We start from the raw sequence: 25,615 nt of genomic DNA, 5'->3' as shown, positions 1-25,615 counted from the left end.
AAAATAAGATTGATGGTTACGAGTGAGAATAAAAATTTATTGATATACGTGAGGTTATTCACAAAAAAATGCGGGATTAGCAAAGTGGATTCCTTCCTTCCTGTTGAACTATCTTAAAAGAACCATTCATGAGGATGAGATAAATGATATCATGACACGTTTTGCTGATTTGCAAGGACTAGATTTTGTTGATGCGTTAATCAATGATTTGGGGTGACTGTGAATTTATATGGCGCAGAAAATATTCCGGAGTCCGATCCTGTGATTTTTGCCTCCAATCATCCTTTGGGAGGTTTGGACGGTATCGCCTTTATGCATGCGATAGGAAAGCACCGTCGGGATGTGAAATTTTTGGTTAATGATATCTTATTAAATATAGGTAATTTGAGGCCTTTATTTGTAGGTGTAAATAAACTAGGCGGTCAGGGTAAACAGGCTATTTCAGCAATAGAGGAAGCGTACGGGGCAGATGATGCCTTGCTTGTATTCCCAGCGGGCTTGGTTTCCAGAAAGCAGAAAGATGGGCGTATTGAAGACCTGGAATGGAAAAAAAGTTTTATTAGTAAAGCGAAAAAATATAAAAAAGATATCATTCCAGTACTTATTGACGGCAAAAACTCTAAGTTTTTTTATAATTTTGCAAGGCTTAGACAAAAATAGGTCTTAAGGTAAACATTGAAATGTTATATTTACCCGATGAAATGTTTGCCCAGCGCGGGCACACCGTTAACATTATAGTAGGAAAGAGAATCCCTTATACAGCGTTTGATCAATCAAAAACGAAAAGACTTGGGCTGAAGAAGTGAAAAGAAGGGTTTATGGATTAGCTCAAGAAAAATAGAATTTATGCAAGAAATTATACCTCCAGTTGATAGAGAACTATTGAAAGCCGAATTGAACAAGGACGTTTTCTTACGCTATACCAACAATGGAAATAACGAGATATACTTAATCAACTATCATAACTCGCCCAATGCTATGCGCGAAATTGGACGGTTACGAGAATTGACATTCCGTGGCGCAGGAGGAGGTACAGGGCTTTCAATCGATATTGATGAAAATGATACATGTGATGATTGTTATGATCAATTGATCGCATGGAATCCTGAAGATGAGGAAGTCGTTGCAGGTTATCGTGTGATTAAATGTACAGCAGCCGGAGAAACAAATGGTATTCCTAATTTATCTACGGCCCATTATTTTCAGTTCTCAGATCAGTTTACGAAAGATTATTTGCCGTATACTATTGAACTCGGGCGGTCTTTTGTTCAGCCCAGATATCAACCAGCAATTGACAATAGAAAAGGTATCTTTTCTTTAGATAACTTATGGGATGGCTTGGGCGCTTTGGTGATGCTTAATCCTGAAATTAAGTACCTTTTTGGGAAAGTGACGATGTATCCACATTATAATAAGGATGCACGGGATATGTTGCTTTACTTCATGGATTACTATTTTCCTGATCAGGATAAGTTGGTAACTCCGTTGCCTGAATTGGAAATCAAAAATGACTATGATCGTTTTGTTGGCGTTTTTGATGGGTTAGATTATAAAGAAGGATATAAAATATTAAACAGTCACGTAAGAGCACTAGGGAAAATATTCCGCCGTTAATAAATACTTACATGAACCTGTCCCCAACGATGAAGTCTTTTGGTACAGCTCGAAATGATGAGTTTGGTACTGTTGAAGAAAAGGGCATTTTGATTGTTATTGAAGATGTTTATCCTGTGAAAAAGAACGACATATGAATACTTTTGAGCGGGATCGTGAATATGGTCATCGAAAACCAAAACGAGTATAAAATAATAAAGGGATTCAATATTGAATCCCTTTATTATTTTATTAAAGTATAGAGTACAAATGCTAAGATCGCGCCAATGATCGGTCCAATAATAGGTATCCAGGCGTATGACCAGTCAGAACTTCCTTTTCCTTTAATTGGCCAGAGCGCATGAAATAAGCGTGGTCCAAAATCTCTGGCAGGATTAATAGCATAACCCGTTGTGCCTCCTAATGACAAGCCAATAGCCCAAACTAAAAAAGCAACCGGTATAGCGCCTAGAGATCCCATCCCGATAGGTTCAGTCTTTCCATTGATCGTAATATCTTGACCTGTTATAAAGAAGATAACAAAGATTAAGACGAACGTTCCAATGATTTCACTGGCTAGATTTGTTGACGTGTTTCTAATATTTGGGATGGTCGCGAAAACACCTAATTTTGTGGTCGGATCGGCTGTAGCGTCAAAATGATCTTTGTGTATAATGTAAGTTAAAAATGCTCCACAAAATCCACCTGCAATTTGGGCAAGAATATAGCCAGGAACTTCTATCCAGGGGAGCGCGTTGTTAAGTGCCATGGCAATTGTTACCGCTGGATTCAGATGAGCGCCCGTGTAAGGCCCTGCAAAGACTACTCCAACATATACGGCGAGGGCCCATGCAGTTGTAATGACAATCCAGCCACTATTTTCCCCTTTTGTTCCTTTTAATATGACATTTGCAACAACACCGTTCCCAAGGAGTAAGAGGAGCGTGGTTCCGATAAATTCAGCTAAATAATGGTTCATAAGTATTGGTTAGTTTTCTGTCCAGAATTGTAATGCTTTAACGCCCTTGATCCATTGTTTAATAATTTTCTGAGTCTGTTCTTCTTGTTCTTTTTCAGGTTCAAAGAGGCGGTCCTGTGCCCAAAATTTTGAAAGCTCATCTTCATTTTTCCAGAAGCCGACAGCCAGTCCCGCTAAGTAGGCTGCTCCCAATGCTGTTGTTTCAGTAATTTTGGGCCTGATGACATTACTTCCCAACACATTTGCTTGGATCTGCATTAAAAGGTTGTTTGCTGTTGCTCCACCATCCACGCGCAGTTCTTTGATCGGTATTCCACTGTCAGCTTCCATTGCCTGTAAAACATCTCTTGTTTGGAGCGAAATTGCCTCTAGCGAAGCTCTAGCAATATGTCCATTTGTTGATGCCCGTGTTAATCCAAATATAGTGCCTTGAGCTCTGGCGTTCCAATAAGGTGCTCCCAGTCCAGCGAAAGTTGGGATAAATGTCACTCCGCCATTATCTTTTTCGGAAAGTGCCAATTGCTCAATATCTGCAGATTTGTAAATAATATTAAGGTTGTCCCGTAACCATTGAACCAATGCACCACCAATAAATATACTTCCCTCTAATGCGTATTCAGTTTTTCCATTGATCTTCCAGGCTACGGTTGTCAATAAGTTGTTTTTGGACATGATTGGCTTATCACCAATATTCATTAACATAAAACATCCTGTACCGTAGGTATTTTTACCATTCCCTTTTCTATACATTGCTGACCGAAAAGAGCTGCTTGCTGATCTCCTGCAATACCGGCAATTCTGACTTTATGAGCAAAAATCGTTGTTCTAGACTCGCCATATATTTCGCTGCTTTCCTTAACTTCGGGTAACATGGAGGGGGGATGTCAAATAATTCAAGAAGCTCCGTATCCCAATCCATCGTATGTATATTGAATAAAAGTGTACGGGAAGCATTGGTAACATCGGTAATGTGCACATCCCCGCGTGTCAGATTCCATACCAACCAAGTGTCAATGGTGCCACAGATCAGCTCTCCATTTTTTGCTTTTTCTCTCGCTCCGTCCACATGATCAAGAATCCACTTTATTTTTGTTGCTGAAAAATAAGGGTCAAGGATGAGCCCTGTTTTTTCTTTATCATCTCATGTTTACCAGATTTACGGAGCTCATCACAGTAATCTGCTGTGCGCTTATCTTGCCATACAATAGCATTATAAACTGGTCTGCCGCTTTCTTTTTCCCAGACAACAATCGTTTCCCGTTGATTGGTTATTCCAATGGCAGCGATATTTTTGCCATTCAGTCCGGCTTTCGTTGTGGCTTCGGCAGTGACACCTGCTTGCGTGGACCAGATTTCATGTGGGTCATGTTCTACCCATCCTGGTTGTGGAAAGATTTGTGTAAATTCTTTTTGCGCAATTGAAACGATATTTCTGTCCTTATCAAAAATAATGGCTCTGGAGCTTGTTGTACCCTGATCCATCGCCAAGATGTATTGTTGTTCCATAATTTGATTACTGCTGGTTATTTTCTATTAGTTTAAGATATAATTTTTTGCAACTTTCTCGAAATTTTCTACCTGATTTTTTTGCCAGTTTTCGTCTTTACCTAATTCTTGAGCGAGTATGCTGGCGACTTCTGGAGCAGCGGTAATTGCTGCTTTTGCATCAAGAAATAGGATGCGTACACGGCGTGAAAGTACATCTTCCACGGTCTGTGCGAGTTCGTTGCGCACGGCCCATAATACCTCTGCTTTTTTAAATTCCAAATGTTCAACTAATTTTTCACCCCATACCGGATTTTCTTGTTCAAGCGCACGGATTGCCTCCTGGTCGGAGCCATAAATATACATGTGGTTACTTCTATCAGTTGTAGGAATAGCGCTATAGATTTTTTGTGTTGCCGAGGTACTTTCCTTTTTTGGTAAACAGCCAATTTTAATTGCTTTATCAACGGTGTCTTGTCCCATTCTGCGAAAGGTAGTCCATTTTCCTCCAGTCAAAGTTAGTAAATTTGAGTCGCTGACAATTACTTTATGACTTCGGGAGATTTCTTTGGTTTTGTTGGAATTTCCCGTTGGGGCAGCCAATGGTCGAAGACCAGCAAATACAGCTAATGCATCCTGACGGGTTGGCTGTTTAGTGAGGTAACGCCCTGCAGTTTTTAAGATAAATTCGATCTCTTTCTCTAGTGCTATCGGTTCCAGGCTGTGTTCGTCGATAGGTGTGTCTGTGGTTCCTGCGATGACCCGATTGTGCCAAGGAACAAGAAAAAGGACACGGCCATCATCTGTTTTTGGGATCATGATTGCGTCATCCCCGGAAGAAAAGATTTGTCAAAAACAAGGTGTACACCCTGGCTCGGTCTCACCATTTGTTTTGCTTCGGGTTTATCCATTTTGAGGATATCATCAACAAAGATCCCTGTCGCATTGATAATGGCTTTACCCTGAATCGTGAAAATTTCTCCGGTATCAGTATCTTGCGCGATAACACCGTTAACTTTACCAGTGCCGTTTTTGGTTAGATTAGTTACCCGCACATAATTAAGTGCTACGCCGCCCATTTGAATACAGGTCTGCGCTACATTGACAGCGAGTCTTGAATCGTCAAATTGACCATCCTGATAAACAACACCGCCATAGAGCCCTTTTGTTCTGACTGTACTGATTCGACGTTGTGTTTCCTCCTTATTGATATGTATAGATTTTCCTAAGCTCAATTTGCCGGCTAAAAATCATATATTTTCATGCCGATGGTATAGAAGGGGCCGTCAAACCAGCTGTAATTAGGGATCACGAAAGATTGATTTTTAACTAAATGTGGAGCGTTTTGCTGTAGGAGCCCGCGCTCATGAAGTGCTTCCCTTACAAGAGATATATCGCCCTGAGCGAGATAGCGGACACCTCCATGAACGAGTTTTGTCGCTTTGCTCGAGGTGCCTTTCGCAAAATCAACCTGTTCCAATAATATCGTTTTGAATCCTCTGCTCAACGCATCCAATGCAACACCCAAGCCACTTGCTCCGCCTCCTATGACAATAACATCCCACTCGCTTGTGTCTTTTATTCTTTCTATTAATTTTGACCTTTTGAATTCTTCTTGTTTCATTTTGTTTCGTTTTTGGTCTTAAGTTACTGTCTCTTTTATTTGTCTATGTAACCCAATTATACTAAGTTATAGTATATTTATGGATTTTTAAAGGAATTTTGTAAAAAAAACACAAAAATAACACATGTTTGTTTTTGTTTTGTTTTGTTTTGTTATCTATATTTTTTTAAGTGTTTTAAAAGTTTGTTATCACTTATTTGTCGAATATTTTAGAAATAATTGAGATAACATCATTACTATGGCCTGTTGTATATTCTTTGTTGTTTTGTAGCAAAGAGCTATATACTGTTTAACCATTATAATAGGCTTATGTTTTGGTTTGGTAAAATGATTTTGTAATTTTAAATCATATAAATAATTTGTTGGATAATGAGAAGGATTAAATTATTGTTTTTTGGAATCGGCATCTTCTTGGGAAGCCAATTCGTACATTCGAGTGTAGTCGCTCAGGAAGTTTCAAAAACTCAGGATGAGCTTTCAAAGCCTTATAACCCAGAAGCAGACGCACAAAAAGATATCGATGGCCTGCTGCAATTGGCTAAGAAGGAAAAAAAGAATATCGTTATTCAAGCTGGGGGAATTGGTGTGTATGGTGCCTGCGTTTTAACGATTACATTCATAAAACTGCCCGTGTTGATGATTTACTGAAGCGTCGTTTTCTTTATTATCATTTGAATTATTCAAAAGAAAATAAGAATGAGGCAGTTTTTCAAAAGTATGCACCTGAAGGTAGTAAATTAGGTTATCCATTTTTTATTATATTGGATAAGAATGGAAAGACACTTCATGTACAGGAAAGCGGTAGTCTGGAAAAAGGAAAAAGCTACGATGAGGAAAAGGTTCTGAAATTCTTTAATACTTGGGTGGCGAAATAAAAAGAACCACAGCTAAATTTCCTTGGAAAAATCACAATAAAATAACAGAAAATACACTGCGAGCAGGCCTCTAAATAAGGGGCCTGCTTTATTTTTTTGCAAACTGATGTATAGGAATATTACTACACTGGATTTGGTATTTAGCGATATATTTGGACGGAGACAGCAAGGGAAAAACTTCATTATTGACGCGGATTTGATCATGAGATTATACAGGACTAAAAGGGACTTTATACGGTTTTATCCGAATGAAGTCCGAATGAGGTCCCTGTCGGGTCCGAGTGAAGTCCCTGTTAAATGATAACTTGTTATGAGGTTATATGCTGTCAGTTTCGTTTGATTGACAAAGGGAACTTAGATTGCAAATGATTGGAAAAAGTAGGGAGTGCTTAAAGAAAAGGTCTCGATCCTAAGATCGAGACCTTTCTCTCTATGATTGATTGGCATATCTTCTTTCTAAAAAGATACATTACAATTTATGGTATCTTTTTTAGATGGGATATCTTATTGATAACCTAGTAGCTTCATGACTTGCTTGGAATTTTGTTCCTCTCCAAATACTTCGTAGTTGAAAGTCTCATCTCTATTTCTACGCACCAAAACATGTTTAGGTGAAGGGAGTAGGCAATGATGAATTCCACCGTATCCACTCAATACATCTTGGTAAGCTCCAGTATGGAAGAATCCTAAATATTGTACTTTACGTGTTTTAGGCATAAAAACAGAGTTCATATGTGCTTCCTGATTGTAATAATCTTGGCCATCACAAGTAATTCCCCCAAATTGACACGTTCGTATTCCGAATCCCAGTTGTTGATTGGTAATAGAATATATTTTTGGTTCAATGCCCAAACGTCAGGTAGGTTTGTAATGAAAGATCCATCAATCATAAACCAGCGCTCGCGGTCATTTTGTTGCTTACGTCCAAGTACTTTGTAAAGGATGCCCGATGCTTCAGCAACGGTGTATTTGCCAAATTCTGTAATGATATCTGGTTCCATTACTTCGTGGTGTGCACAGATTTGTTTAATCCGGTTGACGATTTCGTTGACCATGTATTCATAATCAAAATCGTGTACCAATGAATCTTTAAAAGGCATTCCACCACCGATATCCAACGTATCTAAATCAGGATTTATCTTTTTGAATTTACAATAGAGGGTAACGTATTTCTCCAGCTCATTCCAGTAATATGGCGTGTCTGATATCCCCGAATTGATAAAGAAGTGAAGTAGTTTTACTTTGAAGTTGGGATTGTCCGCTATTTTGTTGTTATAGAATTCTACAACATCTTCTTGACGAATACCCAGTCTTGACGTGTAAAATTGAGAATCAGGCTGTTCCTCCGAAGCTATGCGAATACCCAGCGCACAAGGTTCATCCAATTCAATTTCATCATCATAGAGGTTGAACTCTTCTTTGTTGTCCAGTACCGGTATAATATTTTTATATCCATCATGGATCATATCAACAATATACTGTTTATACTGATAGGTTTTAAATCCATTACAGATGACTGTGATGTCTTTTGTTACGGTACCTTGTCTCTCCAATGAATCAATCATCGGCATGTCAAACGCAGACGAGGTTTCAAGGTGGATGTCATTTTTCAAGGCTTCTTCTACGATATGCTTGAAATGGGAAGATTTGGTACAATAACAGTATTTGTAAGTTCCGCGATAGTTATGCTTCAGAATTGCGGTCTGAAACAAGATTTTCGCTTGTTGAATTTTTTTGCTGACGATAGGCAAATAAGTAAAACGTAACGGCGTACCGTACGTTTCTATCATTTCCATTAAATTCAAATCGTGGAAATACAATTCGTCGTCGATGATTTCGAATCCGTCTTGCGGAAAACCAACACTTAAGTCAAGAAATTCCTGATAGCTCTGCATTTTTTATTATTTTTGCAAAGATATACTTTAATGGTGAATACCTAAATAAGGAATGTTATTTATTTCCAGTTCACTATCAGGAAGTTGTAAAATTTACAAAATCATTAAATGGCAAATTCTATTCAAAGGCGACTTGTTGAAGTCACTGTACAGGCTGTTAAAGCGCTTTACAATGCAGATATTTTAGAACATCAAATTGCTTTACAAGCGACTCGAAAGGAGTTTGAAGGGCAGATTACAATCGTAACTTTTCCCGTAACTCGCTTTTCGAAATTGTCTCCAGAGCAAACTGGTAAAGAAATCGGTACCTATTTGCAACAGCATATAACTGAAATATCGGACTTCAATGTGATAAAAGGCTTTTTGAATATTGTGCTTTCCGACGACTATTGGGTTTCCTTGTTGAACAAAACGATTGTTGCCAAAGATTTTGGTGTTTTCCCAGCGAATGGAAAGAAATTGATGGTTGAATATTCTTCGCCAAATACCAATAAACCATTGCATTTGGGGCATATCCGAAATAATCTGTTAGGTTATTCTGTTGCTGAAATCTTGAAAGCTTATGGTTACGAAGTCATCAAGGCAAATTTGGTGAACGATCGTGGTATACATATTTGTAAATCCATGCTGGCTTGGCGGAAATTCGGTGCCGGAGAAACGCCTGAATCTACTGGAATGAAAGGTGACCACCTTGTAGGAAAATACTATGTAGTCTTCGATAAGGAATATAAGAAAGAAATTGAGGCATTGAAAGCTGAAGGGCAGTCAGAAGATGAAGCAAAAAGAATGCTCCACTGATGAAGGAGGCTCAGTCTATGCTTCAAAAATGGGAGGCAGGAGACGAAGAGGTTATTACGCTTTGGAAAACGATGAACGGCTGGGTTTATGCTGGTTTTGAAAAAACCTATAAGCAATTGGGCGTAGACTTTGATAAATATTATTACGAATCCGATACCTATCTTTTAGGGAAAGATATTATTCAGGAAGGATTGGACAAAGGTGTTTTCTTTAAAAAAGAGGACAACTCCGTTTGGATAGATCTCACAGATGAAGGATTGGACCAAAAATTGGTGCTCCGTGGCGATGGTACTTCAGTTTATATTACACAGGATTTAGGTACTGCGCAACTGAAATATGATGAGTTCAAAATGAGTGAATCTATTTACGTTGTCGGTAATGAGCAAGATTACCATTTCAAGGTTTTGTTTTTGATTCTCAAAAAGTTGGGTAAATCATGGGCTGACGGTTTGTTCCACTTATCTTATGGCATGGTTGACTTACCTTCAGGTAAAATGAAATCACGTGAAGGAACAGTGGTGGATGCTGATGATTTAATGGACGAAATGCTTAAAACAGCACAGGAGCGTACAGAAGAACTGGGGAAAACCGAAGGTCTAGCCGAAGACGCCAAGGCTGCACTTTATAATACCATAGGGATGGGAGCATTGAAGTACTTTTTATTGAAAGTAGATCCAAAGAAACGTCTATTGTTTGATCCAAACGAATCTGTAGATTTTCAGGGCCATACTGGGCCTTTTATCCAATACACACATGCACGTATTAAATCTGTATTGAGTAAAGCTGAATTTGATGCCGATAACCCTGTTTCGGTACTGACATCCATTTCGCCTTATGAACGTGATTTGATTCAGCAGTTGGGAGCATTTCCTGAAACTATTGAGGCATCTGCACAAGAATTTAGTCCGGCGCAATTGGCAAATTATATTTACGAGGTTGCCAAATTATATAATAAATTTTATCACGAAGAGAGCATATTGAAAGCCGAAGCCAATGATGTAAAGAATTTTAGATTACATCTGTCCGCCGCTGCAGCGAAAGTTATCGCCAAGGGAATGGGTTTGTTGGGGATATGTGTACCAGAAAGAATGTAACGATATGAGGAAGATCCGTGTTGGCCTTATAGGCTTTGGTATTTCGGGACAGGTTTTTCATGCTCCTGTCATGCGCTCGATTGCGGCATTTGAACTTGTAAAGGTTACTGCGCGTAAGGCTGAGCAACAGGTGTTATTGAAAGAGCGTTTTCCGCAAGCTGAAATCGCTTTGTCTGCTGATGAAATTTTTGCTGATGATACGATCGAGCTGGTCGTGGTTGCGACTTCTAACGATATGCATTATCCATTGGCAAAACGTGCATTGGAGGCCGGAAAACATGTCGTTGTTGAAAAACCGTTTACAAATACGGTAGAACAAGCAGATGAGTTGATCGCCTTAGCGAAAGAAAAGAATTTGGTGCTTGCCCCTTATCATAATTTGAGATTTACTTCGGATTTCCGTACACTCGTAAAAATCATAGAAGGTGGACGATTGGGTAGGATCGTAACTCTGGAATCGAGATTTGACCGTTTCCGGAATTATTTGCGACCAAATGCCTGGCGTGAGGAAAATCTGCCTGGATCGGGTATATTTTACGATCTAGGACCGCATCTGATCGATCAGGCTTTGCAGTTATTTGGAAAGCCGAATGCTGTATTTGCAGATCTTGCCATACAACGTGATCATGCAAAGACCATTGACAATTTTGACTGCATCTTGTACTACGATAGCCTGAGAGTTTCGCTAAAAGGATCAATGCTTGCGAAAGAACCAACACCACGATATCGCCTTTTTGGTATGAATGGCAATTTTGTGAAAAATGGCGTTGACCCCAGGAAGCATTATTGCGTGATGGTAAGTTCCCCGATGAAGACTCAAATTGGGGCGAAGAGGATCCAAGTATTTATGGTAAACTAAACATTGTCGAAGACGGCAGAGATGTAGAGGAAATTATTGCGTCGGAACGTGGCTCATATCCTGATTTTTATCAAAATGTTGCAGATACTATTTTAGGGCAAGCTACCTTAATCGCTTCACCGGAGCAGGCTCGAGATGTAATCCGTATCATCGAGCTTGGCTATCAGAGTCAATCTGAGCGAAGGGTCATTTCGACTGAATATCAATTGATTGCTTATTAATATAGGACTGTGAATATATACGATGCTATTATCATTGGCGGTGGTGCCTGTGGTTTAATGTGTGCAGCACAGGCAGGATTGCTGGGAAAGAAAACCTTGCTATTGGAGCGTAATGATAAGGTAGGGGCAAAGATCTTGATTTCAGGTGGTGGAAGATGCAATTACACAAATACCGGAACTACAATTGCTAATTTTATCTCTGAAAATCCAGATTTTTTGCACGGCATATTTAAGCAATGGACCGTCGAGGATACCATCGATTTTTTCGAAGCATACGGTATTAAAGGACAGGAAAAAACCTTAGGACAGCTGTTTCCCGAAACCAATAAAGCCAAAGATATCGTTGCGATATTTTCGAAAATTCTTTATGAAACTGAACAGGATATAGCGCTCAATACGCTTGTGAAATCCGTGGAAAAGAGCACCAATGGATTTGTCGTTCAGGTAGAGAACTCAAAAGGTGCGTTTCAATATGAAACTAAGAAACTGGTGATTGCCTCGGGAGGACTGCCAGTTCAAAAACTAGGCGCTTCTGATTTTGGATTACGTGTTGCAAAGCAGTTTGAACTAGAAATTGTGAAAACCGCACCAGCACTGGTACCATTGACAATTACCGGTAAAGATGCGGATTGGTATACTTCTCTAGCTGGCAATTCGGTGTTTTCGAAAGTATCCACAGCCAATATGTCTTTCGAAGAGAATATATTGTTTACGCATTGGGGTTGAGCGGTCCAGCAATTCTTCAAATATCAAGCTATTGGAAACCGGGACAGGAGATTACGATAGACTTGCTTCCAAATTTTAATCTGGAACAGTTGATCAAGGAAGAGCGGCAGCAGGGGGAAGCGATTGGTCTCACAATTGCTGAATGACTATTTTAGTCGAAAACTGGTGGATGCGCTTGGCAAATTCCTCACATTGGATATCAAAATAGCATCTTTGAGCAAAGCTGATGCGAAGTCGATTGTAGATACGGTTCACCGTTTTAAGGTCAAACCTGCAGGTGATAAGGGCTATGATAAAGCTGAGGTGATGCGTGGCGGTGTTGCTACGGCGGAACTGCAGGGCAAAACATTAGAATCCAAGAAAATACCCGGTCTTTATTTTGGAGGTGAGACTGTCGATGTTACGGGCTGGCTTGGGGATATAATTTCCAATGGGCCTGGGCAAGTGGTTATGCGATAGCGCAAGCTATTTAGAGTCCATAAACCCGATATCAGTTGGTTGCAGTGCAGCGGTGTTTTACAAATACAATGGCTACCTGTTTACTAACAATACAGCCTATACGTTTCAGATCAATCTCTGGTTTACTGAAAAATGTTTTGAAGCTGAATGGAGGATCGATCAGAAGCTTGATATGATTAGATCCAGACTTTTACGAAAGAGAGTTAGAAGCTCAGTGATTCTATGCCGTATCCGTTGACTTTTCCGACCGATCGGGATATAATTGAGCTGCCGCAATCAAACGTTGCTTTATCCGGCTCTGTAAATTACGTGGCGCAATCACCTTGATCGCTTCGCCAAACCCTAAAATTTCCCGCTCCAATTCAAAGTTTAGGACAACATCGATACGGATTAATAGGAGCCGTCGTCTTTTTTATCCAGGATCTGCTGAGAGGGGTGGATAGGCTTGGTTTCTACATAAGGAGCATTTCTTGCATTTATTTCCAGAATAACACGATGACCACGATCTTTATGCGTTTTTGTGACTCCAATCGTGTCGGAATAGTAACGTTCAAAATCTACCCCTGTATAATCTTTATACGAATTTTTTCCCATTTCCTCTATTGTTTCTATCCGATCTAAAGCAAGTGTCAATAATCCTTCGCTTTTTCTGTGGTGCCCAATGAGAAACCAACGGTTACGATATTCTTTTAATAGGTAGGGAGAGAATACCAGATCTTGTTTTTGTAGTGCTTTAAAAGATTGATAGCCTATCAGAAGCGGTGTTTTTTCGCGAATGGCCTGATGAAGCTGGCTAATAAACGATAAGCCTTTCAATAGATTATTGCTCTCCATTTGGATAATGGAAGGTTGATTGTCTTTTTTGTATGAATACTATCCTCAAGGCGTGCGACAATATCGCTCATTTCATCAAAACTCGAGAAGCCGCTGACATGTTTTAAGACCTCTACAGCTTCCTTCATTTTTTGCATATCGCCGACTGAAATAGGCGAGTTGCTTATACTATAGTTTGGATCTTCGTAAGTATAAAACTTACGATGTGTGACAACAATAGGCGCATTATAACCTAATTTATTACTTCGCATCAACTGTATATCGCCCTGAACAGTGCGTTTACTTATACCATTTTTGATGCCTTCAAACTCATAGAGAGCATCAGAAACCTTTTCCATTAAGTCTTCTAAAGTCCACTTGCGATGTCTTAATCGAAGACAGTTATCTATTGTTTTGTAGCGGATCAGTGCGAGTTTGTTTAATGCCATGTTTTGTTGAAGCAAGTTTTAGATGAAAATACAAAAACTTTATGTTATCTACGCAAGAGTGTTGCGTAATTTTTGTAATCTTTAGAGCCCGGTGCCCAGCTTGTTGAAATTGTAAAGAAATTGGCTGTTTATCCAAGTAAAATCGCTACTTTTGCGCAGAAGCAAACTGGTTCTATCGCTGCTCTCTTTTTGGGAGGAGAGGAAAGTCCGGGCAACATAGAGCGACACGCTTCCTAACGGGAAGGATGTTATTTTAAATAGCAGACAGAAAGTGCCACAGAAAATATACCGCTTTTCGGAGTAAGGGTGAAAACGTAAGGTAAGAGCTTACGGTCTTGTATGGTAACATATATTACGGTAAACCTCGTGTGTTGAAAGACCAAATAGGTTGCGAAATCCGAAGGCTGCTCGTCTTCTTTCAATTTATTGGAATTCGTAATGGGTAGGTTGATTGAGTTTGTCAGCGATGACAAATCTAGATAAATGATAGAAATTCCACTTCGGTGGTCTACAGAACCCGGCTTACAAGGTTTGCTTCTTTTTCGCTAATTGCTAAAAAAACCTTATATTGATTTCCGTAATTGAAAATAGCATAACGCTGAATTTATGAGTACAATTTTAATCATTGACGATGAACGCGCCATCAGAAGCTCTTTGCGTGATATCTTAGAATACGAAGATTATACGATTTTAGATGTTGACAATGGTCGTGATGGATTGGAGATCTTAAAAAAGAAAAGGTCAACTTGGTTCTTTGTGATATCAAGATGAATAATATGGACGGGATGGAAGTGTTATCTGAGGCACATCAGAGTAGCCCAGATATTCCTTTTATAATGATCTCTGGCCATGGAACGATTGAAACCGCGGTTGAGGCAGCAAAAAGGGAGCTTTTGACTTTTTGGAAAAACCACTGGATTTAAATCGATTGCTCATTACGGTTCGGAATGCATTGGATAAAAGTTCTCTTGTCACTGAAACCAAAGTATTAAAACGTAAGGTCAGCAGTTCAAAGACCAAAGATATATTGGGGAGTCTGGTGCAATTAAACGCATCAAAGAGACGATAGATCGTGTGGCTCCAACAGAAGCAAGAGTACTGATTACCGGTGCAAATGGTTCAGGTAAAGAACTTGTGGCTCGTTGGTTGCATGAGAAATCAAATCGTTCACAAGCGCCATTGATTGAAGTAAACTGTGCCGCTATTCCTTCGGAATTGATCGAATCAGAATTGTTTGGACATGAAAAAGGATCCTTTACTTCGGCAATTAAACAACGTATCGGTAAATTTGAGCAGGCGAGTGGCGGGACATTGTTTTTGGACGAGATAGGGGATATGAGCCTTTCCGCTCAAGCTAAAGTCTTGCGTGCTTTACAGGAACATAAAATAACTAGAGTTGGTGGTGACAAAGAAATTGATGTCAATGTACGTGTTGTAGCTGCGACTAATAAAGATCTGCTTAAGGAAATTGAAGACGGCAATTTTAGAATGGACTTATATCATCGCCTCTCGGTGATTTTAATCCATGTGCCAGCGCTGATAGATCGTGTTGATGATATTCCATTGCTTTCAACAAACTTTTGTGAAGAAATATGTATGGAATATGGTATTCCTGTAAAGGAAATTACAAATGCAGCGATGAGAGAATTAAGCCATCTTCCATGGACAGGAAATATTCGTGAATTGCGTAATATGATTGAACGACTTATTATTTTGAGTGATAAATCGATTACCGATAAGGATGTTGTCGCATTTGCTAATCCTTCACGTGAACCGGTAAATGGAATTGCCCAGGAAAAGGGGACGGTGAATTATGGCCTAGATATGGATTCATTTGACTCATTCCAAGATTATAAGGATCATGCGGAAAAAGAATTTATAAAATATAAATTGGAGAAAAATAACTGGAATGTTTCCAAGACTGCAGATGATCTGGATATACAACGGAGTCATCTCTATAGTAAGATTGAAAAGTTTGGTCTCAAAGAGACTAGCAAAAATAAGGGCTTCTAAAAGAAGCCCTTATTTTTTATAACCTTTGTAATAGGTTCTTTGTATTTAATCGAAGAAACACTGTTGAAATGATCCTCGTGTCAATTAAGCGATCATTTTTTTTTAAGCGGAGCTTCTATTGCAATATTGCTTTCACATTAGCTACTGAAATTTCAGTATAGTTTCTAATATATGTGTCGCTAACAGGGAGTTCTTCTTTTTTGTGGGTTGATAACACAGCAACGACCTTCATTCCTGCATTTTTGGCCGCCGTAATGCCCGAAAAGAATCTTCAAACACAATGCATTTTTCAATTGGCATACCTAGGTTTTCCGCTGATTTCAAATAAACTTCGGGATGAGGTTTGTGAAGTTTGACATCTTCACTGCTCAAAGTTGATGAGAAAAGATCCCGTATCTTTAGTTCATCCAAAATCAGATCCATATTTTCTTTAGGAGCCGATGTTGCCACCGCAAGTTTGAAGCCCTTGTCTTTTAAGTCTTTCAGAAATTCGATCAAGCCTTTAATAGGAGCAACATGTTCTTTATAGATTACTCTAAAAAGCTGCTCTTTTTCAAATTCAAGCGTACGCAATTCTTCAGGAGAGATCGGACGTTGAAAAAAATGTTGCATGATATAGCTGTTGTGTTTGCCATACATATGCTGTTCGAATTCTTCTTCAGTAGCCTGCTGTACGTTATGGTTTTTAAAAAAGCTCTGAAAGCTTCTGCATGAAAGGGATTTGTGTGGCTTATAACCCCGTCCATATCAAAATTGCCGCGTATTCTGTCATTTGGCTAATATACAATAATTGCTTTATTTGATTGTTTGGCAACTTTCATATTCCGGTAAATATTTTAAGATGATATTACAATATGCTCAGATTATAACGTCCTTTATCGGAACCACTCACTTCTTTATGAAACTGAAAGAAATCCTCATAGTTGCTTGCAGGATAATTTCCTTCGAAGAACTCCAATTTTCTATAGGTGAAAAGTTTATTTCCTTTTATCTCCGACTTAAATTCATATTTACCAAATGGTTTTTCGATCACCTTTTGTTCGGGAGTTATTGTTTTTAAAATGTTATTTGGCAGTGCAATGCTAATGCTGTCAATGTCTACAAATCCACGTTCTATAAAAATATCTTCTGTACGGTTTTTATTCTCAGATATGCTGGATTGTGTATTGAAAATATTGGGCTGAATCAGCATCTTATTGCCGTTTTTTACCGCATAGTTTTTAATGGAAATTGACAAATTCTCTTCAATAAATGGTTTATCTTGTTTGTGTTCGGTGTATTTTACCTGTTCAAAATTAATGTTGTCGATATTATAATATTCTGCCAGCAGTTTAGTTTTCTCATTATTGCTTGCCAAAAGAATTTCCATATGATTTTCATACTGCGTACCATAAAATTTGGTGTTTAAGGAGCCTTTTATACTCCCATCATCGGATAGGCTAAGCTCGGCGTTACGGAGCTGGAGATTGATGGCATTGCTATATTTGGGCGTATGCATAATCACGCCGCCATTTTCGGTACAGGCAATGACATCTCTGTCATCTGTAAAATTGCTTAGGAATCCAAAAGGGAGGTTCTGGCTGGTACATTCGAGCCAGGTCGTATCATTTTTGAATGGCAGGCATAGGATTGCATGGTTTCCATCTTGTACATTTGCAAATGTTTTATGAAAATTCTCCTTACGTTTACCCGCCTCAACCATACAGTAGTAAGATGGTATACCTACAGCAGATAACATGCTTCCCATATAATTGACCAAGGCTTTACAGTCACCATAACCTAAACGGTCAACCTCAGAGGCCGGGAAAGGCTCAAGTCCACCAATTCCAATCTGAATACTGATGTATCTCGTGTTTTTTTGCAAATAGTCATAGAGGATCTTCGCTTTTTCTTGATCCGATGAGGCGTTCTTTGTAAGTGATATGAACTTCTGCTTTGAGGCTTCAGTAAGATCTTGCTTTTTGCTTAATAATTTAGTTGAAAACCAGTCACCGTACTCTTTCCAGTCGCTAAAATTGCCTTCTTTTCCATAATAGACAAAGTTTTTGGGAACGATCAATACACTTGTTCTTTTCAGATTGGGATTGGGACTATAAGATTCCTCTTTTTTAGCTGGAATTTGTTCTGCATTCCATGTTTTACTGACTGTTTTGTCGGTTTTCTCCTCTTTGATATTACCTTTATAGTTTTTTGACTCGATACGGAATTCGCTACCGATCGGAGTGATAAATTGGTAACTGCTTTTTTCAACGGATACATTGTTTGAAACTTCAGGAGTCCATGAAGGAATGATTAAGTTTTGTTTATGCCTTACTTCGTATTGATATTCGATGGTATAGGGGTAGCTATGATAATCCGGGATATAGACCTTCATCCTCGAATCAGCAAACATTGTACTGTTGTCGACTGCACTTACATCTTTAAAATCCTTGGTTGCAATTTTTTTCTGCAATATCCCCATTTCATTATAGATCGCACCCTTTATGCTTTTGATCTCATTTGATTTGTTATAATGTATCGGAAGAGCGGCATAGTAATCCCCGTTTTTATTATAAACGGTAATGACACGTGTAACGGTTTCAGTGACCTGCTCAGGGATTTTACTTCTACTACAGTTTTATCATTTCTTACTGTTGCTACTGCCCGACTTTTTAGTGCGCCCGGAATCTGGGCAATATCGTAGTTTTCCTGAGCAATTGAAGCAATTGGAATCAGGAAATAGGCTAAATTGGCAAATAACGTTTTCATTTTTTTGTGGTTAATCTAATGTCTAATTTCTGCTGTTGTATAATACGTGAATAAAGCTCTTTTAAAGAGAAATATTCGTCTACCGTAAATATTGGTTTATTAAAACTAAGACTCCCCATAACCTCTAGTTTGGTGCCTGTTAGCTGTGTGATGTATTTATATCTTGCAGCGGACTCCGGAAGAGCCAAAGATACATTTTGTGGTTTATCGGTTACCTCGTATTGTTCGGGGATTTCCAGTTGGATATTGTATTGGAGCTTAGACTTAAATCCCATATCTACCGGATAAGTGCGGTCTTGAATTTTGAACGGATTATAGGAAATGCGATCGATGACGTTTGGAGCAAGCGATAATATGTTGTTTTCTTGCTGTTTATTAACATCTAACGTAATATCATACGTCTCGTTTAGTACCTGATCGAGTTCGTTAAGATGTTCAATTTTGGCATTGGTAAAACTGATGTTGGGCATCTCTTCATCCAGTTTTTCCCAATATTCTTCGAGTGAGTTGAATTTGGCTATATGTTGCCTTTTTAAGAGCGCTTTATTACCTTGACTACTGATGATCAGTGTACCCTTAATTTGACCTTTGTCATTCAGTACGCCCGTCAGCGTATAGTATTGTTCGGATATCTCCTCGGAGGCTAGGGGAACCAATCTGAACTCTTTTTGGAGTATATGATTCTGCCACGCTCATTGAGACATTGCAATGGCAATGAGCCAAAGGGAAGATAGCTATTCGATGCGTCCAATTTGTATTTGATTCCATCGATGTCCACGCAGGCGATTACATAGTCAAAATCAGATAATACAGGAAATAGCGAATTTGGGTTACCATTTCGTCTTGTCGATAAAATAATTGGATAAGCATCTAAATCCGCAGCCTGTAGGGCAGTAATCAGCGATAAATTTATATCACCAATATTACCAGTTCTTTTTTTCTAAGGCTTTTTCTATTCCATTTTCCGAATATTTTCCAAGATAGTTATTCCATTTTATCTGTTTCTTGATGTAATCGTAGATTTTGTTGGCCTTTACCAATTTTGAATCATTCGGAGATAAAAGCGTTGACAACGTAGTTTTGAATAGATCTGTTTTTTTGAATTGTCCACCAAAGGTCTTTTCATTCATTAATTCTGTGTCAACATCTTTCCATGTTTTACTAAATGTTTTTTTGACACCAGTGCTTGGATAAAATATGGACTCGAGTTCGTAATATATGGCGGATTTAAAATTTTTGGGAGAAGTCATAAAGTCTTCTTCAACAAAAGCCGGAATATTGGACATCGTATAGGTGAGCTTTGAACAATCCATTCTTACTCCATCCAAAAAAGATATTCCTTCAAAACTTCTCCCTTTTTTGGTCATCAAGTCTATAGGGGCCACGTAATACCACATTATAGGTAAAAGATGCTGGTATGATAGCGATATATTGGCTTTGTAATTTGGGGATATCATCCTGAAATTCCCATGTCTTAAAATTAAATAGATCCTGTTCGAGGGTTCGATAAGAAACTTCTATGATGGATCCTTCTTTAATATTTGGAAGCGTGAATTTGTTCAGATCGAGGTAAGTAGAGTAATTTTCTTTAAAAACCTTTTTATTTTCAAGTTCTGTTCGAATGATCTGTCCGTTTTCCAAATTGTAAGTAACAGCCTTCAATTCGTCTAAGTAGTCACGGATATAACTTCCTCTTTTATAGGACGGGATCTCGAAATTAGCTTTTTAAAACCCTCCTTATTATTTATACGAATGAGGACATGGTATTCGTGCATTAATTTTATGCGATGATCATAGTCATCAACGAAAACTGAGCTTTGCCCAAATTCTTTTAGCACAATAGCATTTGCATTGCTATCGAGTGCTGTAGTCGAGAAATCTGAAATAGCGACCTTACCAAAATCGAAATTCTGTCCGAAGATGTTCGAACAAAAACAAAATATTAAAAATAGCGTTAAAAATGGCGCATAACTTAGGCGTAATTTGTATACGAATATAAGTTTTTAGCCAAAATTAAACGATACCTCTAAAAATATTATTTGTCTATTTGTAGTAGATTTTCAATGACTTCGGTAATATTATCAATATCCTCACCATCTTCTAACATTGAAAATGCGAGGTAGGTTGCGTAGATCTCAGGGCTAAACTTAACATGTTTGTCTGCAATGAACTTATCAATCTGTTGTTCATTGCATTCAAAATTGATGCTTTGCAATTCATTGAACAAGTTTGTTGAGATAGTCTGGTGATTTTCTCCACAGGCAAATCCTGCGATAATATGGAATAGAAATTTATCGGTTATTTCATCATCTTCCTTTTTGAACATAGCACGAATATGCTTATAATCGAATTTAGTTTTTGCACTATTGACGATAGTGTCCCAAATCTGATACTCCGCTTTTGTCTCCATAGCTCACTTTAAATTTATATTGGTATAAGCAATATACTAAAAATAATTCTATTCTAAGCAAGGATGACGACAAGATTTCTCTGAAAAAGACATACAGGTTGTAGGTCTTTTCCTTTGTCCCAGCTGAGTGTAGGTTAAGACTGTAGAAGTTTGAAAACCATTTCACCCAAGAGACAACCCAATAGAATTCCAAAAAGAATGGATAGACTTACTTTGAACCATACGGGGCTTGTTTTTAATGCTAATTTCATGGCGCAAAATGGGTTAAAAATATCCTTTTGTAAAGAAATTTAGCGAGGAAAAAGCCTCCTGTAGTGATATGATGACAAGAGATTTTAGGCTTTGTGGTATGATAATTGAAAATTAATATTTGAATTCGATTTTTTTAGTAATTTAAGTCGGAAAATGAATTTTTGAAAAAGCCTGATTTATAATTATGATGACACGAATAGTATTGACAGTATTTCTATTTACCATAGCAAAGATGGGACTGGGACAGCAGCTGAATATTGATAAGATCCGGAAAGATTATGCGGAGGCAGTAAAGGACGAGGATCTGTGTGAACGTAATTTTGAAGTACTCGATGACGGGGCTAAATCCACTACAGAGAAGGTCTATCGTGCCGCCTATGAGATATTAATAGCAAAACACATGGGCAATCCATTTAAAAAAGTAAGCCAATTTAAAGAAGGTAAAAAGCATCTGGAGGAGTTGATCAAAGATAACCCCAATCATATCGAAGCAAGGTTTATTCGATGGAGTGTACAGGTCCATGCGCCGTCTTTTTTTTTTGGGTTATAAAGATAATATCATAGAAGACAAAAACTTCTTGGTCAAAAACCTGCATAAGTTGCCCAATGAAGAGGCGAAATCAATTATTTACAATTATCTGAAAGGAGCTAATCCTTATTTGAAAGGTGAGCAGATATTCACTAATGTAGAATTAAAGGAGTTGGCACAATAGACGTTAAAGGATGTTAATTCGATAGGATCCTATTTTTTTGGCTGAAATATTGCTTTATCTTGGTTCAACGAATTAATTCAACATCTACAAAATTAGAATGCTATGAAGAATATAGTTTTCCGATGTCCATACTGACCGCAAGCTTATTTTTTACGGGATGTGGTGTCAGTAAAAAAACATATATAGGTTTGCAGACAGAGTATAAAAATCTGCAGACACAATATCAGGATAGTCAGCTTCAATTGACTGAAAGTCGGACAAGAATTAAGAGTTTGGAAGATCAGTTAGCTTCAGAACGGCAAAATAATGCTGATCTTAAAGCTGCTTATGCTGCGTTGCAGGGTTCTTTGGATAAGAGTATCAATCAAAACTCACAGGGAAATGTCAATATTTCCAAGCTTGTTGATGAAATCAATGCTTCAAATAAATACATTAAACACCTTGTTGAGACCAAGAACAAGTCTGACTCGTTGAATTTGGTATTGACAAATAATCTGACCCGCTCACTGAGTCGTGAGGAATTACAGGAGGTTGATGTGCAGGTGTTAAAAGGTGTCGTTTATATTTCACTTGCAGATAATATGCTATACAAGTCTGGAAGTTATGAAATCAGTGATCGTGCTGATATGACTTTAAGCAAAATAGCGAAGATTATTCAAGATTATAGAGATTATGAAGTGCTGATAGAAGGTAATACGGATACAGACCCGATTTCGAAACCAAATATTCGGAATAATTGGGATTTAAGTACATTGCGGGCGTCTTCTGTCGTTCAGGCGTTACAGACCAAGTACGGTGTTGATCCGAAGCGACTGACAGCCGGTGGTAGGGGAGAGTATAATCCTGTAGCTGACAATTCAACGGCTCTTGGAAAACAACGCAACCGGAGAACACAGATTATTATTACACCTAAGTTGGATCAATTTATGGAATTGATCGACAAAGCTCCAGAGCCGACTGAGGTTACACCCGTACAATAATGAAAATTGGATAAATAGCTGTCACTTCGATATTGTGTACAGGATAAAAAAATCCTTTCCAAAAGCTGGAAAGGATTTTTTTATCCAAAGAATTTAGTTGGATCAAAACCATGTTCTTTCAGTACATCGTCCGGAACACCATTCCATACGCCTGGTTTGTTGCCGGCATATCCGATATCTTTGATGCCAATTTCGCTGGTATAGAATCCAGAAGACGTCAGGTTGCGTATCAATGAAAAAAGGCTGCTCCTTGCTGCATTTCAGGTTTTGCCAACTCAGGATAGGCAATTTCATCAATGAGCGCAAGCTGATCCTTTGTGTCGCATTTTATAAATACATTACCATGTCGTCTTTTGGTCTGAAGATCGAGCCAGCGTAGTCCACCGCGCATCGGGATTTTATTGTCGGGCAAATCCTTTACTATAAACTCGATAAAATCCGGAACACCTGCCTCGGAAGCGCTGCCTGATTTGCTGTCCTTTGGAATAATGATGTCGGCTAAAACGGTAATTGTTGCCATTTCATGTTCATCAAAAAACTTTTCCTCTTTTAGCCGTGCTGTCCGTTCATATTCAAAATCTTGGACACCGGGTAGTTTATCTGCATTTGCGGCTGTTGTATTTTTTGCGTCTTTTGTGTTACAAGCTGCGGTTAAAAGACCTGATCCAGCAGCAATAAAGCCTAATGCTTTTAGCGATTCTCTTCTATTCATGCTTTAACCATTTAATTTTTTTCTTTTCCTGCAATATATATTCTGCGGTACGCATTGATAGCGCTAAAATTGTCCATGTCAGGTTTTTATCCCCTTGTTGTACAAATGGGCCCGCATCGACCACATAGAGGTTTTTACAGTCATGTGCCTGCCCCCATTTGTTTAATACCGAGGTTTTCGGATCGTTACCCATTCTAGTGGTGCCACCTTCGTGAATAATTTTTCCGGGAGCCTCCAAACCATATAAGGTGTCCGCACCTGGAATCTTTGATGTGATGACAGCACCCATTTCATGCATAATAGATTGGAATGTCTCCTGCATATGCTTTGCTTGGGCGATTTCTTCATTTGCCCATTTATAATTGAAACGGAGTACAGGGATACCAAATTTATCAACTTGGCTCGGGTCGATTTCACAGTAGTTATCTTTTCTTGCCAATGCAGTGCCACGTCCAGCCATACCAACATTTGCGCCATAGTAACTACGGTAGTCTTCTTTAAGCGCTGAGCCATATCCACCCTTTGGTTTTGTTTTTCCATCGCCACCTTTTCCGGCGTCATTTACCTTTGGTACCCAATTTAGGAATCCATAAGAAGGCATATGCAGACCGCCACCATATTCAATATGGTATCCTCTCGGGAAATTCAGTTTCGCGTTGTCTTCCCACCAGGGCGAATAGATATGGACACTTCCAACGCCGTCTTCGTTATATCTTTTGCGGTCGAGTAATTGTGGCAAATAACCAGAGAGACTGGCTCCAGTGGTCATGGAGGTACCTACCGACCAAGCCGCTGCTGTTACCCACACCACCCGGATGTGCTTTAGATTTTGAATTTAACATAATCCGGGCGCTTTCACAGGCGCTGGCTCCAAGAATTACAGTTTTCCTTTTACCGTATATTCCTGTAAATCTTTTGTGTCAACATAGGACACACCGATAGCCAACCCTTCGTCGTTGGTCAATACTTCCCGTACCATTGCATTGTCGATTACCTTTAAATTCCCTGTTTTCATCGCAGGAATGACCAAGCAGGATGAGGATGAGAAATCACCATATACTTTACATGCACGACCACATTGGCCACAGTAGAAACAAGTGCCTCGGTCTTTAATATCTTTGGATACTTCGGTTAGCACGGCACCCCGTCCCGGAATGACAGGTACACCCGCTTTCTTAGCCCCTTTTGCAATATATAGTTCATTAAGACGAGGCTTAGGAGGTTTCATAAAAATACCATCAGGTTCATTATGGATACCCTCGGCTGTACCATAAATACCGATCATACGGTCCACGCGATCATAAAATGGTTTGACTTCATCATAAGTGATAGGCCATTCATCGGTGGTACCATCTTTCGGTTTGAAATCATCTGGACCCATACGTAATGAAATGCGGCCCCAGTGATTGGTTCTACCACCAAGCATCCTTGCTCTGAACCATTCGAATTCGGTTCCACTAACTTTACTGTAAGGTTCTCCTTCGATTTGCCAGCCACCAAAGGCCGCATCGAAATCGCCAAAAGGTCGTGTGGTACCAGCTCCTCTCCGGGGTGATTCCCAAGGCCAACGTAACTGCAACGAATCTTTTGCGGGATCGTAAAATGGGCCAGCCTCCAGCATCAATACTTTGAGACCCGCATGTGCGAGGATATATCCGGCCATACCTCCACCTGCACCTGAGCCTACGACGATAGCGTCAAACAATTCGGGATTCTCTTTAATTTGATAATTTGACATAATTAAATTGAGTAATTAATTGAAAAGTCTGCGAGATACATTTTTTGAGAAATGCTATATCTGCGGGAAGGTTCAACTAATTGATGGTTATTGTTTCATGTTTAAAATCATCGTGAATATATTGATAAAATTTTATTTTTTTCAATTTAATTTATCGTTTTAGCATTATTCCAAATAAA

The 25,615-nt window shown here is 38.9% G+C and carries 29 protein-coding genes, 1 other RNA gene and 6 pseudogenes; 16 read left to right on the top strand and 20 right to left on the bottom strand.

Annotation, left to right across the window (positions count from 1 at the left end; all coding sequences use genetic code 11):
• Positions 1 to 103 precede the first annotated feature (103 nt).
• Genes KUH03_RS06175 through KUH03_RS06160 form a run of 5 tightly spaced genes read left to right on the top strand, consistent with a single transcriptional unit; the run spans position 104 to position 1,751 of the window.
• Positions 104 to 217 (top strand): hypothetical protein, encoded by a 114-nt coding sequence (locus KUH03_RS06175; protein ID WP_257092045.1) that lies wholly within the window; start codon positions 104 to 106, stop codon positions 215 to 217.
• 2 nt (positions 218 to 219) lie between these two features.
• Positions 220 to 660 carry a 1-acyl-sn-glycerol-3-phosphate acyltransferase gene (locus KUH03_RS06170; RefSeq protein WP_257092044.1) on the top strand — a complete coding sequence of 147 codons (441 nt, stop codon included), beginning with the start codon at positions 220 to 222 and terminating at the stop codon, positions 658 to 660.
• Between the two features lie 20 nt (positions 661 to 680).
• Positions 681 to 806, top strand: a complete 126-nt coding sequence (locus KUH03_RS48210; RefSeq protein ID WP_373564648.1) for a hypothetical protein — start codon at positions 681 to 683, stop codon at positions 804 to 806.
• 40 nt (positions 807 to 846) lie between these two features.
• Positions 847 to 1,614, top strand: coding sequence for a GNAT family N-acetyltransferase (locus KUH03_RS06165; protein ID WP_257092043.1), 768 nt, complete (start codon positions 847 to 849; stop codon positions 1,612 to 1,614).
• A gap of 11 nt (positions 1,615 to 1,625) precedes the next feature.
• Entirely contained in the window at positions 1,626 to 1,751 is a 126-nt protein-coding gene (locus tag KUH03_RS06160; RefSeq protein WP_257092042.1) for a hypothetical protein, read from the top strand.
• An 86-nt stretch (positions 1,752 to 1,837) separates the two neighbouring features.
• On the opposite strand, the gene KUH03_RS06155 is transcribed toward KUH03_RS06160, so the two are convergent.
• The 5 genes and pseudogenes from KUH03_RS06155 to KUH03_RS45335 form a co-directional block, all read right to left on the bottom strand.
• Entirely contained in the window at positions 1,838 to 2,572 is a 735-nt protein-coding gene (locus KUH03_RS06155; protein ID WP_257092041.1) for an MIP/aquaporin family protein, read from the bottom strand.
• A 9-nt stretch (positions 2,573 to 2,581) separates the two neighbouring features.
• Positions 2,582 to 4,078: pseudogene (glpK, locus tag KUH03_RS06150) on the bottom strand (glycerol kinase GlpK).
• A gap of 27 nt (positions 4,079 to 4,105) precedes the next feature.
• Positions 4,106 to 4,876, bottom strand: coding sequence for a glycerol-3-phosphate dehydrogenase/oxidase (locus KUH03_RS45345; protein WP_306429469.1), 771 nt, complete (start codon positions 4,874 to 4,876; stop codon positions 4,106 to 4,108).
• A complete protein-coding gene (locus KUH03_RS45340) occupies positions 4,873 to 5,292 on the bottom strand; it encodes an FAD-dependent oxidoreductase (protein WP_306429468.1) in 420 nt (139 codons plus the stop codon). The genes KUH03_RS45345 and KUH03_RS45340 overlap by 4 nt, the downstream gene beginning before the upstream one ends.
• An 8-nt stretch (positions 5,293 to 5,300) precedes the next feature.
• The gene (locus tag KUH03_RS45335) at positions 5,301 to 5,681 is read right to left on the bottom strand and encodes an FAD-dependent oxidoreductase (protein ID WP_306429467.1); all 381 of its coding nucleotides are present in this window, start codon (positions 5,679 to 5,681) and stop codon (positions 5,301 to 5,303) included.
• Between the two features lie 387 nt (positions 5,682 to 6,068).
• On the opposite strand from KUH03_RS45335, the gene KUH03_RS06140 reads away from it, so the two are divergent.
• Entirely contained in the window at positions 6,069 to 6,329 is a 261-nt protein-coding gene (locus KUH03_RS06140; protein ID WP_257092040.1) for a hypothetical protein, read from the top strand.
• A 23-nt stretch (positions 6,330 to 6,352) separates the two neighbouring features.
• A complete protein-coding gene (locus KUH03_RS06135) occupies positions 6,353 to 6,556 on the top strand; it encodes a hypothetical protein (protein WP_257092039.1) in 204 nt (67 codons plus the stop codon).
• 504 nt (positions 6,557 to 7,060) lie between these two features.
• Here the strand turns inward: KUH03_RS06135 and KUH03_RS06130 are convergent.
• Positions 7,061 to 8,451, bottom strand: a pseudogene (locus KUH03_RS06130) (arginine decarboxylase).
• Positions 8,452 to 8,559: 108 nt separating this feature from the next.
• On the opposite strand from KUH03_RS06130, the pseudogene argS reads away from it, so the two are divergent.
• From argS to KUH03_RS06110, 4 genes and pseudogenes are all read left to right on the top strand, one after another.
• A pseudogene (argS, locus tag KUH03_RS06125) lies at positions 8,560 to 10,343 on the top strand (arginine--tRNA ligase).
• 4 nt (positions 10,344 to 10,347) lie between these two features.
• The gene (locus KUH03_RS06120; RefSeq protein ID WP_257092038.1) at positions 10,348 to 11,202 is read left to right on the top strand and encodes a Gfo/Idh/MocA family oxidoreductase; all 855 of its coding nucleotides are present in this window, start codon (positions 10,348 to 10,350) and stop codon (positions 11,200 to 11,202) included.
• Complete coding sequence (locus KUH03_RS06115; RefSeq protein ID WP_257092037.1) at positions 11,130 to 11,423, top strand: Gfo/Idh/MocA family oxidoreductase; 294 nt, start codon at positions 11,130 to 11,132, stop codon at positions 11,421 to 11,423. Before KUH03_RS06120 ends, KUH03_RS06115 begins: the two co-directional genes overlap by 73 nt.
• Before the next feature lie 57 nt (positions 11,424 to 11,480).
• A pseudogene (locus tag KUH03_RS06110) lies at positions 11,481 to 12,622 on the top strand (NAD(P)/FAD-dependent oxidoreductase).
• A gap of 206 nt (positions 12,623 to 12,828) precedes the next feature.
• Here the strand turns inward: KUH03_RS06110 and KUH03_RS06105 are convergent.
• The 3 genes from KUH03_RS06105 to KUH03_RS06095 are packed head-to-tail and all read right to left on the bottom strand — an operon-like array spanning position 12,829 to position 13,870.
• Entirely contained in the window at positions 12,829 to 12,969 is a 141-nt protein-coding gene (locus tag KUH03_RS06105; protein WP_257092036.1) for a hypothetical protein, read from the bottom strand.
• Positions 12,970 to 12,998: 29 nt separating this feature from the next.
• The gene (locus tag KUH03_RS06100) at positions 12,999 to 13,442 is read right to left on the bottom strand and encodes a YafY family protein (RefSeq protein ID WP_257092035.1); all 444 of its coding nucleotides are present in this window, start codon (positions 13,440 to 13,442) and stop codon (positions 12,999 to 13,001) included.
• Positions 13,421 to 13,870, bottom strand: coding sequence for a hypothetical protein (locus KUH03_RS06095; protein ID WP_257092034.1), 450 nt, complete (start codon positions 13,868 to 13,870; stop codon positions 13,421 to 13,423). The genes KUH03_RS06100 and KUH03_RS06095 overlap by 22 nt, the downstream gene beginning before the upstream one ends.
• A gap of 159 nt (positions 13,871 to 14,029) precedes the next feature.
• Between KUH03_RS06095 and rnpB the strand changes: the two genes are divergently transcribed.
• An RNA gene (rnpB, locus tag KUH03_RS06090) (RNase P RNA component class A) lies at positions 14,030 to 14,411 on the top strand.
• Positions 14,412 to 14,476: 65 nt separating this feature from the next.
• A pseudogene (locus KUH03_RS06085) lies at positions 14,477 to 15,883 on the top strand (sigma-54-dependent transcriptional regulator).
• Positions 15,884 to 16,111: 228 nt separating this feature from the next.
• On the opposite strand, the pseudogene KUH03_RS06080 reads toward KUH03_RS06085, so the two are convergent.
• The 7 genes and pseudogenes from KUH03_RS06080 to KUH03_RS06050 form a co-directional block, all read right to left on the bottom strand.
• Positions 16,112 to 16,540: pseudogene (locus KUH03_RS06080) on the bottom strand (HAD family hydrolase); the annotation flags it as partial.
• A 190-nt stretch (positions 16,541 to 16,730) separates the two neighbouring features.
• Complete coding sequence (locus tag KUH03_RS06075; protein WP_257096735.1) at positions 16,731 to 18,446, bottom strand: DUF3857 domain-containing transglutaminase family protein; 1,716 nt, start codon at positions 18,444 to 18,446, stop codon at positions 16,731 to 16,733.
• Complete coding sequence (locus KUH03_RS06070) at positions 18,365 to 18,631, bottom strand: hypothetical protein (RefSeq protein WP_257092033.1); 267 nt, start codon at positions 18,629 to 18,631, stop codon at positions 18,365 to 18,367. Before KUH03_RS06070 ends, KUH03_RS06075 begins: the two co-directional genes overlap by 82 nt.
• Positions 18,628 to 19,287, bottom strand: coding sequence for a hypothetical protein (locus KUH03_RS06065; protein ID WP_257092032.1), 660 nt, complete (start codon positions 19,285 to 19,287; stop codon positions 18,628 to 18,630). Before KUH03_RS06065 ends, KUH03_RS06070 begins: the two co-directional genes overlap by 4 nt.
• Before the next feature lie 267 nt (positions 19,288 to 19,554).
• Positions 19,555 to 19,959, bottom strand: a complete 405-nt coding sequence (locus KUH03_RS06060; protein ID WP_257092031.1) for a hypothetical protein — start codon at positions 19,957 to 19,959, stop codon at positions 19,555 to 19,557.
• 13 nt (positions 19,960 to 19,972) lie between these two features.
• The gene (locus KUH03_RS06055; RefSeq protein WP_257092030.1) at positions 19,973 to 20,293 is read right to left on the bottom strand and encodes a DUF3857 domain-containing protein; all 321 of its coding nucleotides are present in this window, start codon (positions 20,291 to 20,293) and stop codon (positions 19,973 to 19,975) included.
• A gap of 373 nt (positions 20,294 to 20,666) precedes the next feature.
• Positions 20,667 to 21,041 (bottom strand): hypothetical protein, encoded by a 375-nt coding sequence (locus KUH03_RS06050; protein ID WP_257092029.1) that lies wholly within the window; start codon positions 21,039 to 21,041, stop codon positions 20,667 to 20,669.
• A 436-nt stretch (positions 21,042 to 21,477) separates the two neighbouring features.
• Here KUH03_RS06050 and KUH03_RS06045 point away from each other — a divergent pair, with 436 nt between their 5' ends.
• The 3 genes from KUH03_RS06045 (at position 21,478) to KUH03_RS06035 (ending at position 22,986) form a co-directional block, all read left to right on the top strand.
• Positions 21,478 to 21,843 (top strand): hypothetical protein, encoded by a 366-nt coding sequence (locus KUH03_RS06045; RefSeq protein ID WP_257092028.1) that lies wholly within the window; start codon positions 21,478 to 21,480, stop codon positions 21,841 to 21,843.
• Positions 21,833 to 22,006 (top strand): hypothetical protein, encoded by a 174-nt coding sequence (locus KUH03_RS06040; RefSeq protein WP_257092027.1) that lies wholly within the window; start codon positions 21,833 to 21,835, stop codon positions 22,004 to 22,006. Before KUH03_RS06045 ends, KUH03_RS06040 begins: the two co-directional genes overlap by 11 nt.
• Positions 22,007 to 22,128: 122 nt before the next feature.
• Positions 22,129 to 22,986 carry an OmpA family protein gene (locus KUH03_RS06035; RefSeq protein ID WP_257092026.1) on the top strand — a complete coding sequence of 286 codons (858 nt, stop codon included), beginning with the start codon at positions 22,129 to 22,131 and terminating at the stop codon, positions 22,984 to 22,986.
• Positions 22,987 to 23,066: 80 nt separating this feature from the next.
• On the opposite strand, the gene KUH03_RS06030 is transcribed toward KUH03_RS06035, so the two are convergent.
• From KUH03_RS06030 to KUH03_RS06015, 4 genes are all read right to left on the bottom strand, one after another.
• Complete coding sequence (locus tag KUH03_RS06030; RefSeq protein WP_257092025.1) at positions 23,067 to 23,219, bottom strand: gluconate 2-dehydrogenase subunit 3 family protein; 153 nt, start codon at positions 23,217 to 23,219, stop codon at positions 23,067 to 23,069.
• Entirely contained in the window at positions 23,216 to 23,698 is a 483-nt protein-coding gene (locus KUH03_RS06025) for a gluconate 2-dehydrogenase subunit 3 family protein (RefSeq protein WP_257092024.1), read from the bottom strand. Before KUH03_RS06025 ends, KUH03_RS06030 begins: the two co-directional genes overlap by 4 nt.
• Positions 23,691 to 24,509, bottom strand: a complete 819-nt coding sequence (locus KUH03_RS06020) for a GMC family oxidoreductase (RefSeq protein ID WP_257092023.1) — start codon at positions 24,507 to 24,509, stop codon at positions 23,691 to 23,693. Before KUH03_RS06020 ends, KUH03_RS06025 begins: the two co-directional genes overlap by 8 nt.
• 66 nt (positions 24,510 to 24,575) lie before the next feature.
• A complete protein-coding gene (locus KUH03_RS06015) occupies positions 24,576 to 25,436 on the bottom strand; it encodes a GMC family oxidoreductase N-terminal domain-containing protein (RefSeq protein WP_257092022.1) in 861 nt (286 codons plus the stop codon).
• Positions 25,437 to 25,615: the final 179 nt, after the last annotated feature.

The sequence above is a fragment of the Sphingobacterium sp. E70 genome (genome assembly GCF_019285695.1).
Taxonomy (GTDB): Bacteria; Bacteroidota; Bacteroidia; order Sphingobacteriales; family Sphingobacteriaceae; genus Sphingobacterium; species Sphingobacterium detergens.
This window is presented reverse-complemented; position numbering and strand designations above follow the sequence as displayed.

Coding starts and splice junctions, on each gene's coding strand:
- KUH03_RS06045 (WP_257092028.1), top strand. CDS start 21,478: ATGATGACACGAATAGTATTGACAGTATTTCTATTTACCATAGCAAAG.
- KUH03_RS06100 (WP_257092035.1), bottom strand. CDS start 13,442: ATGGAGAGCAATAATCTATTGAAAGGCTTATCGTTTATTAGCCAGCTT.
- KUH03_RS06050 (WP_257092029.1), bottom strand. CDS start 21,041: ATGGAGACAAAAGCGGAGTATCAGATTTGGGACACTATCGTCAATAGT.
- KUH03_RS06160 (WP_257092042.1), top strand. CDS start 1,626: ATGAACCTGTCCCCAACGATGAAGTCTTTTGGTACAGCTCGAAATGAT.
- KUH03_RS06155 (WP_257092041.1), bottom strand. CDS start 2,572: ATGAACCATTATTTAGCTGAATTTATCGGAACCACGCTCCTCTTACTC.
- KUH03_RS06035 (WP_257092026.1), top strand. CDS start 22,129: ATGTCCATACTGACCGCAAGCTTATTTTTTACGGGATGTGGTGTCAGT.
- KUH03_RS06120 (WP_257092038.1), top strand. CDS start 10,348: ATGAGGAAGATCCGTGTTGGCCTTATAGGCTTTGGTATTTCGGGACAG.
- KUH03_RS06165 (WP_257092043.1), top strand. CDS start 847: ATGCAAGAAATTATACCTCCAGTTGATAGAGAACTATTGAAAGCCGAA.
- KUH03_RS06070 (WP_257092033.1), bottom strand. CDS start 18,631: ATGAAAACGTTATTTGCCAATTTAGCCTATTTCCTGATTCCAATTGCT.
- KUH03_RS48210 (WP_373564648.1), top strand. CDS start 681: ATGTTATATTTACCCGATGAAATGTTTGCCCAGCGCGGGCACACCGTT.
- KUH03_RS45335 (WP_306429467.1), bottom strand. CDS start 5,681: ATGAAACAAGAAGAATTCAAAAGGTCAAAATTAATAGAAAGAATAAAA.
- KUH03_RS06025 (WP_257092024.1), bottom strand. CDS start 23,698: ATGAATAGAAGAGAATCGCTAAAAGCATTAGGCTTTATTGCTGCTGGA.
- KUH03_RS45345 (WP_306429469.1), bottom strand. CDS start 4,876: ATGATCCCAAAAACAGATGATGGCCGTGTCCTTTTTCTTGTTCCTTGG.
- KUH03_RS06015 (WP_257092022.1), bottom strand. CDS start 25,436: ATGTCAAATTATCAAATTAAAGAGAATCCCGAATTGTTTGACGCTATC.
- KUH03_RS06095 (WP_257092034.1), bottom strand. CDS start 13,870: ATGGCATTAAACAAACTCGCACTGATCCGCTACAAAACAATAGATAAC.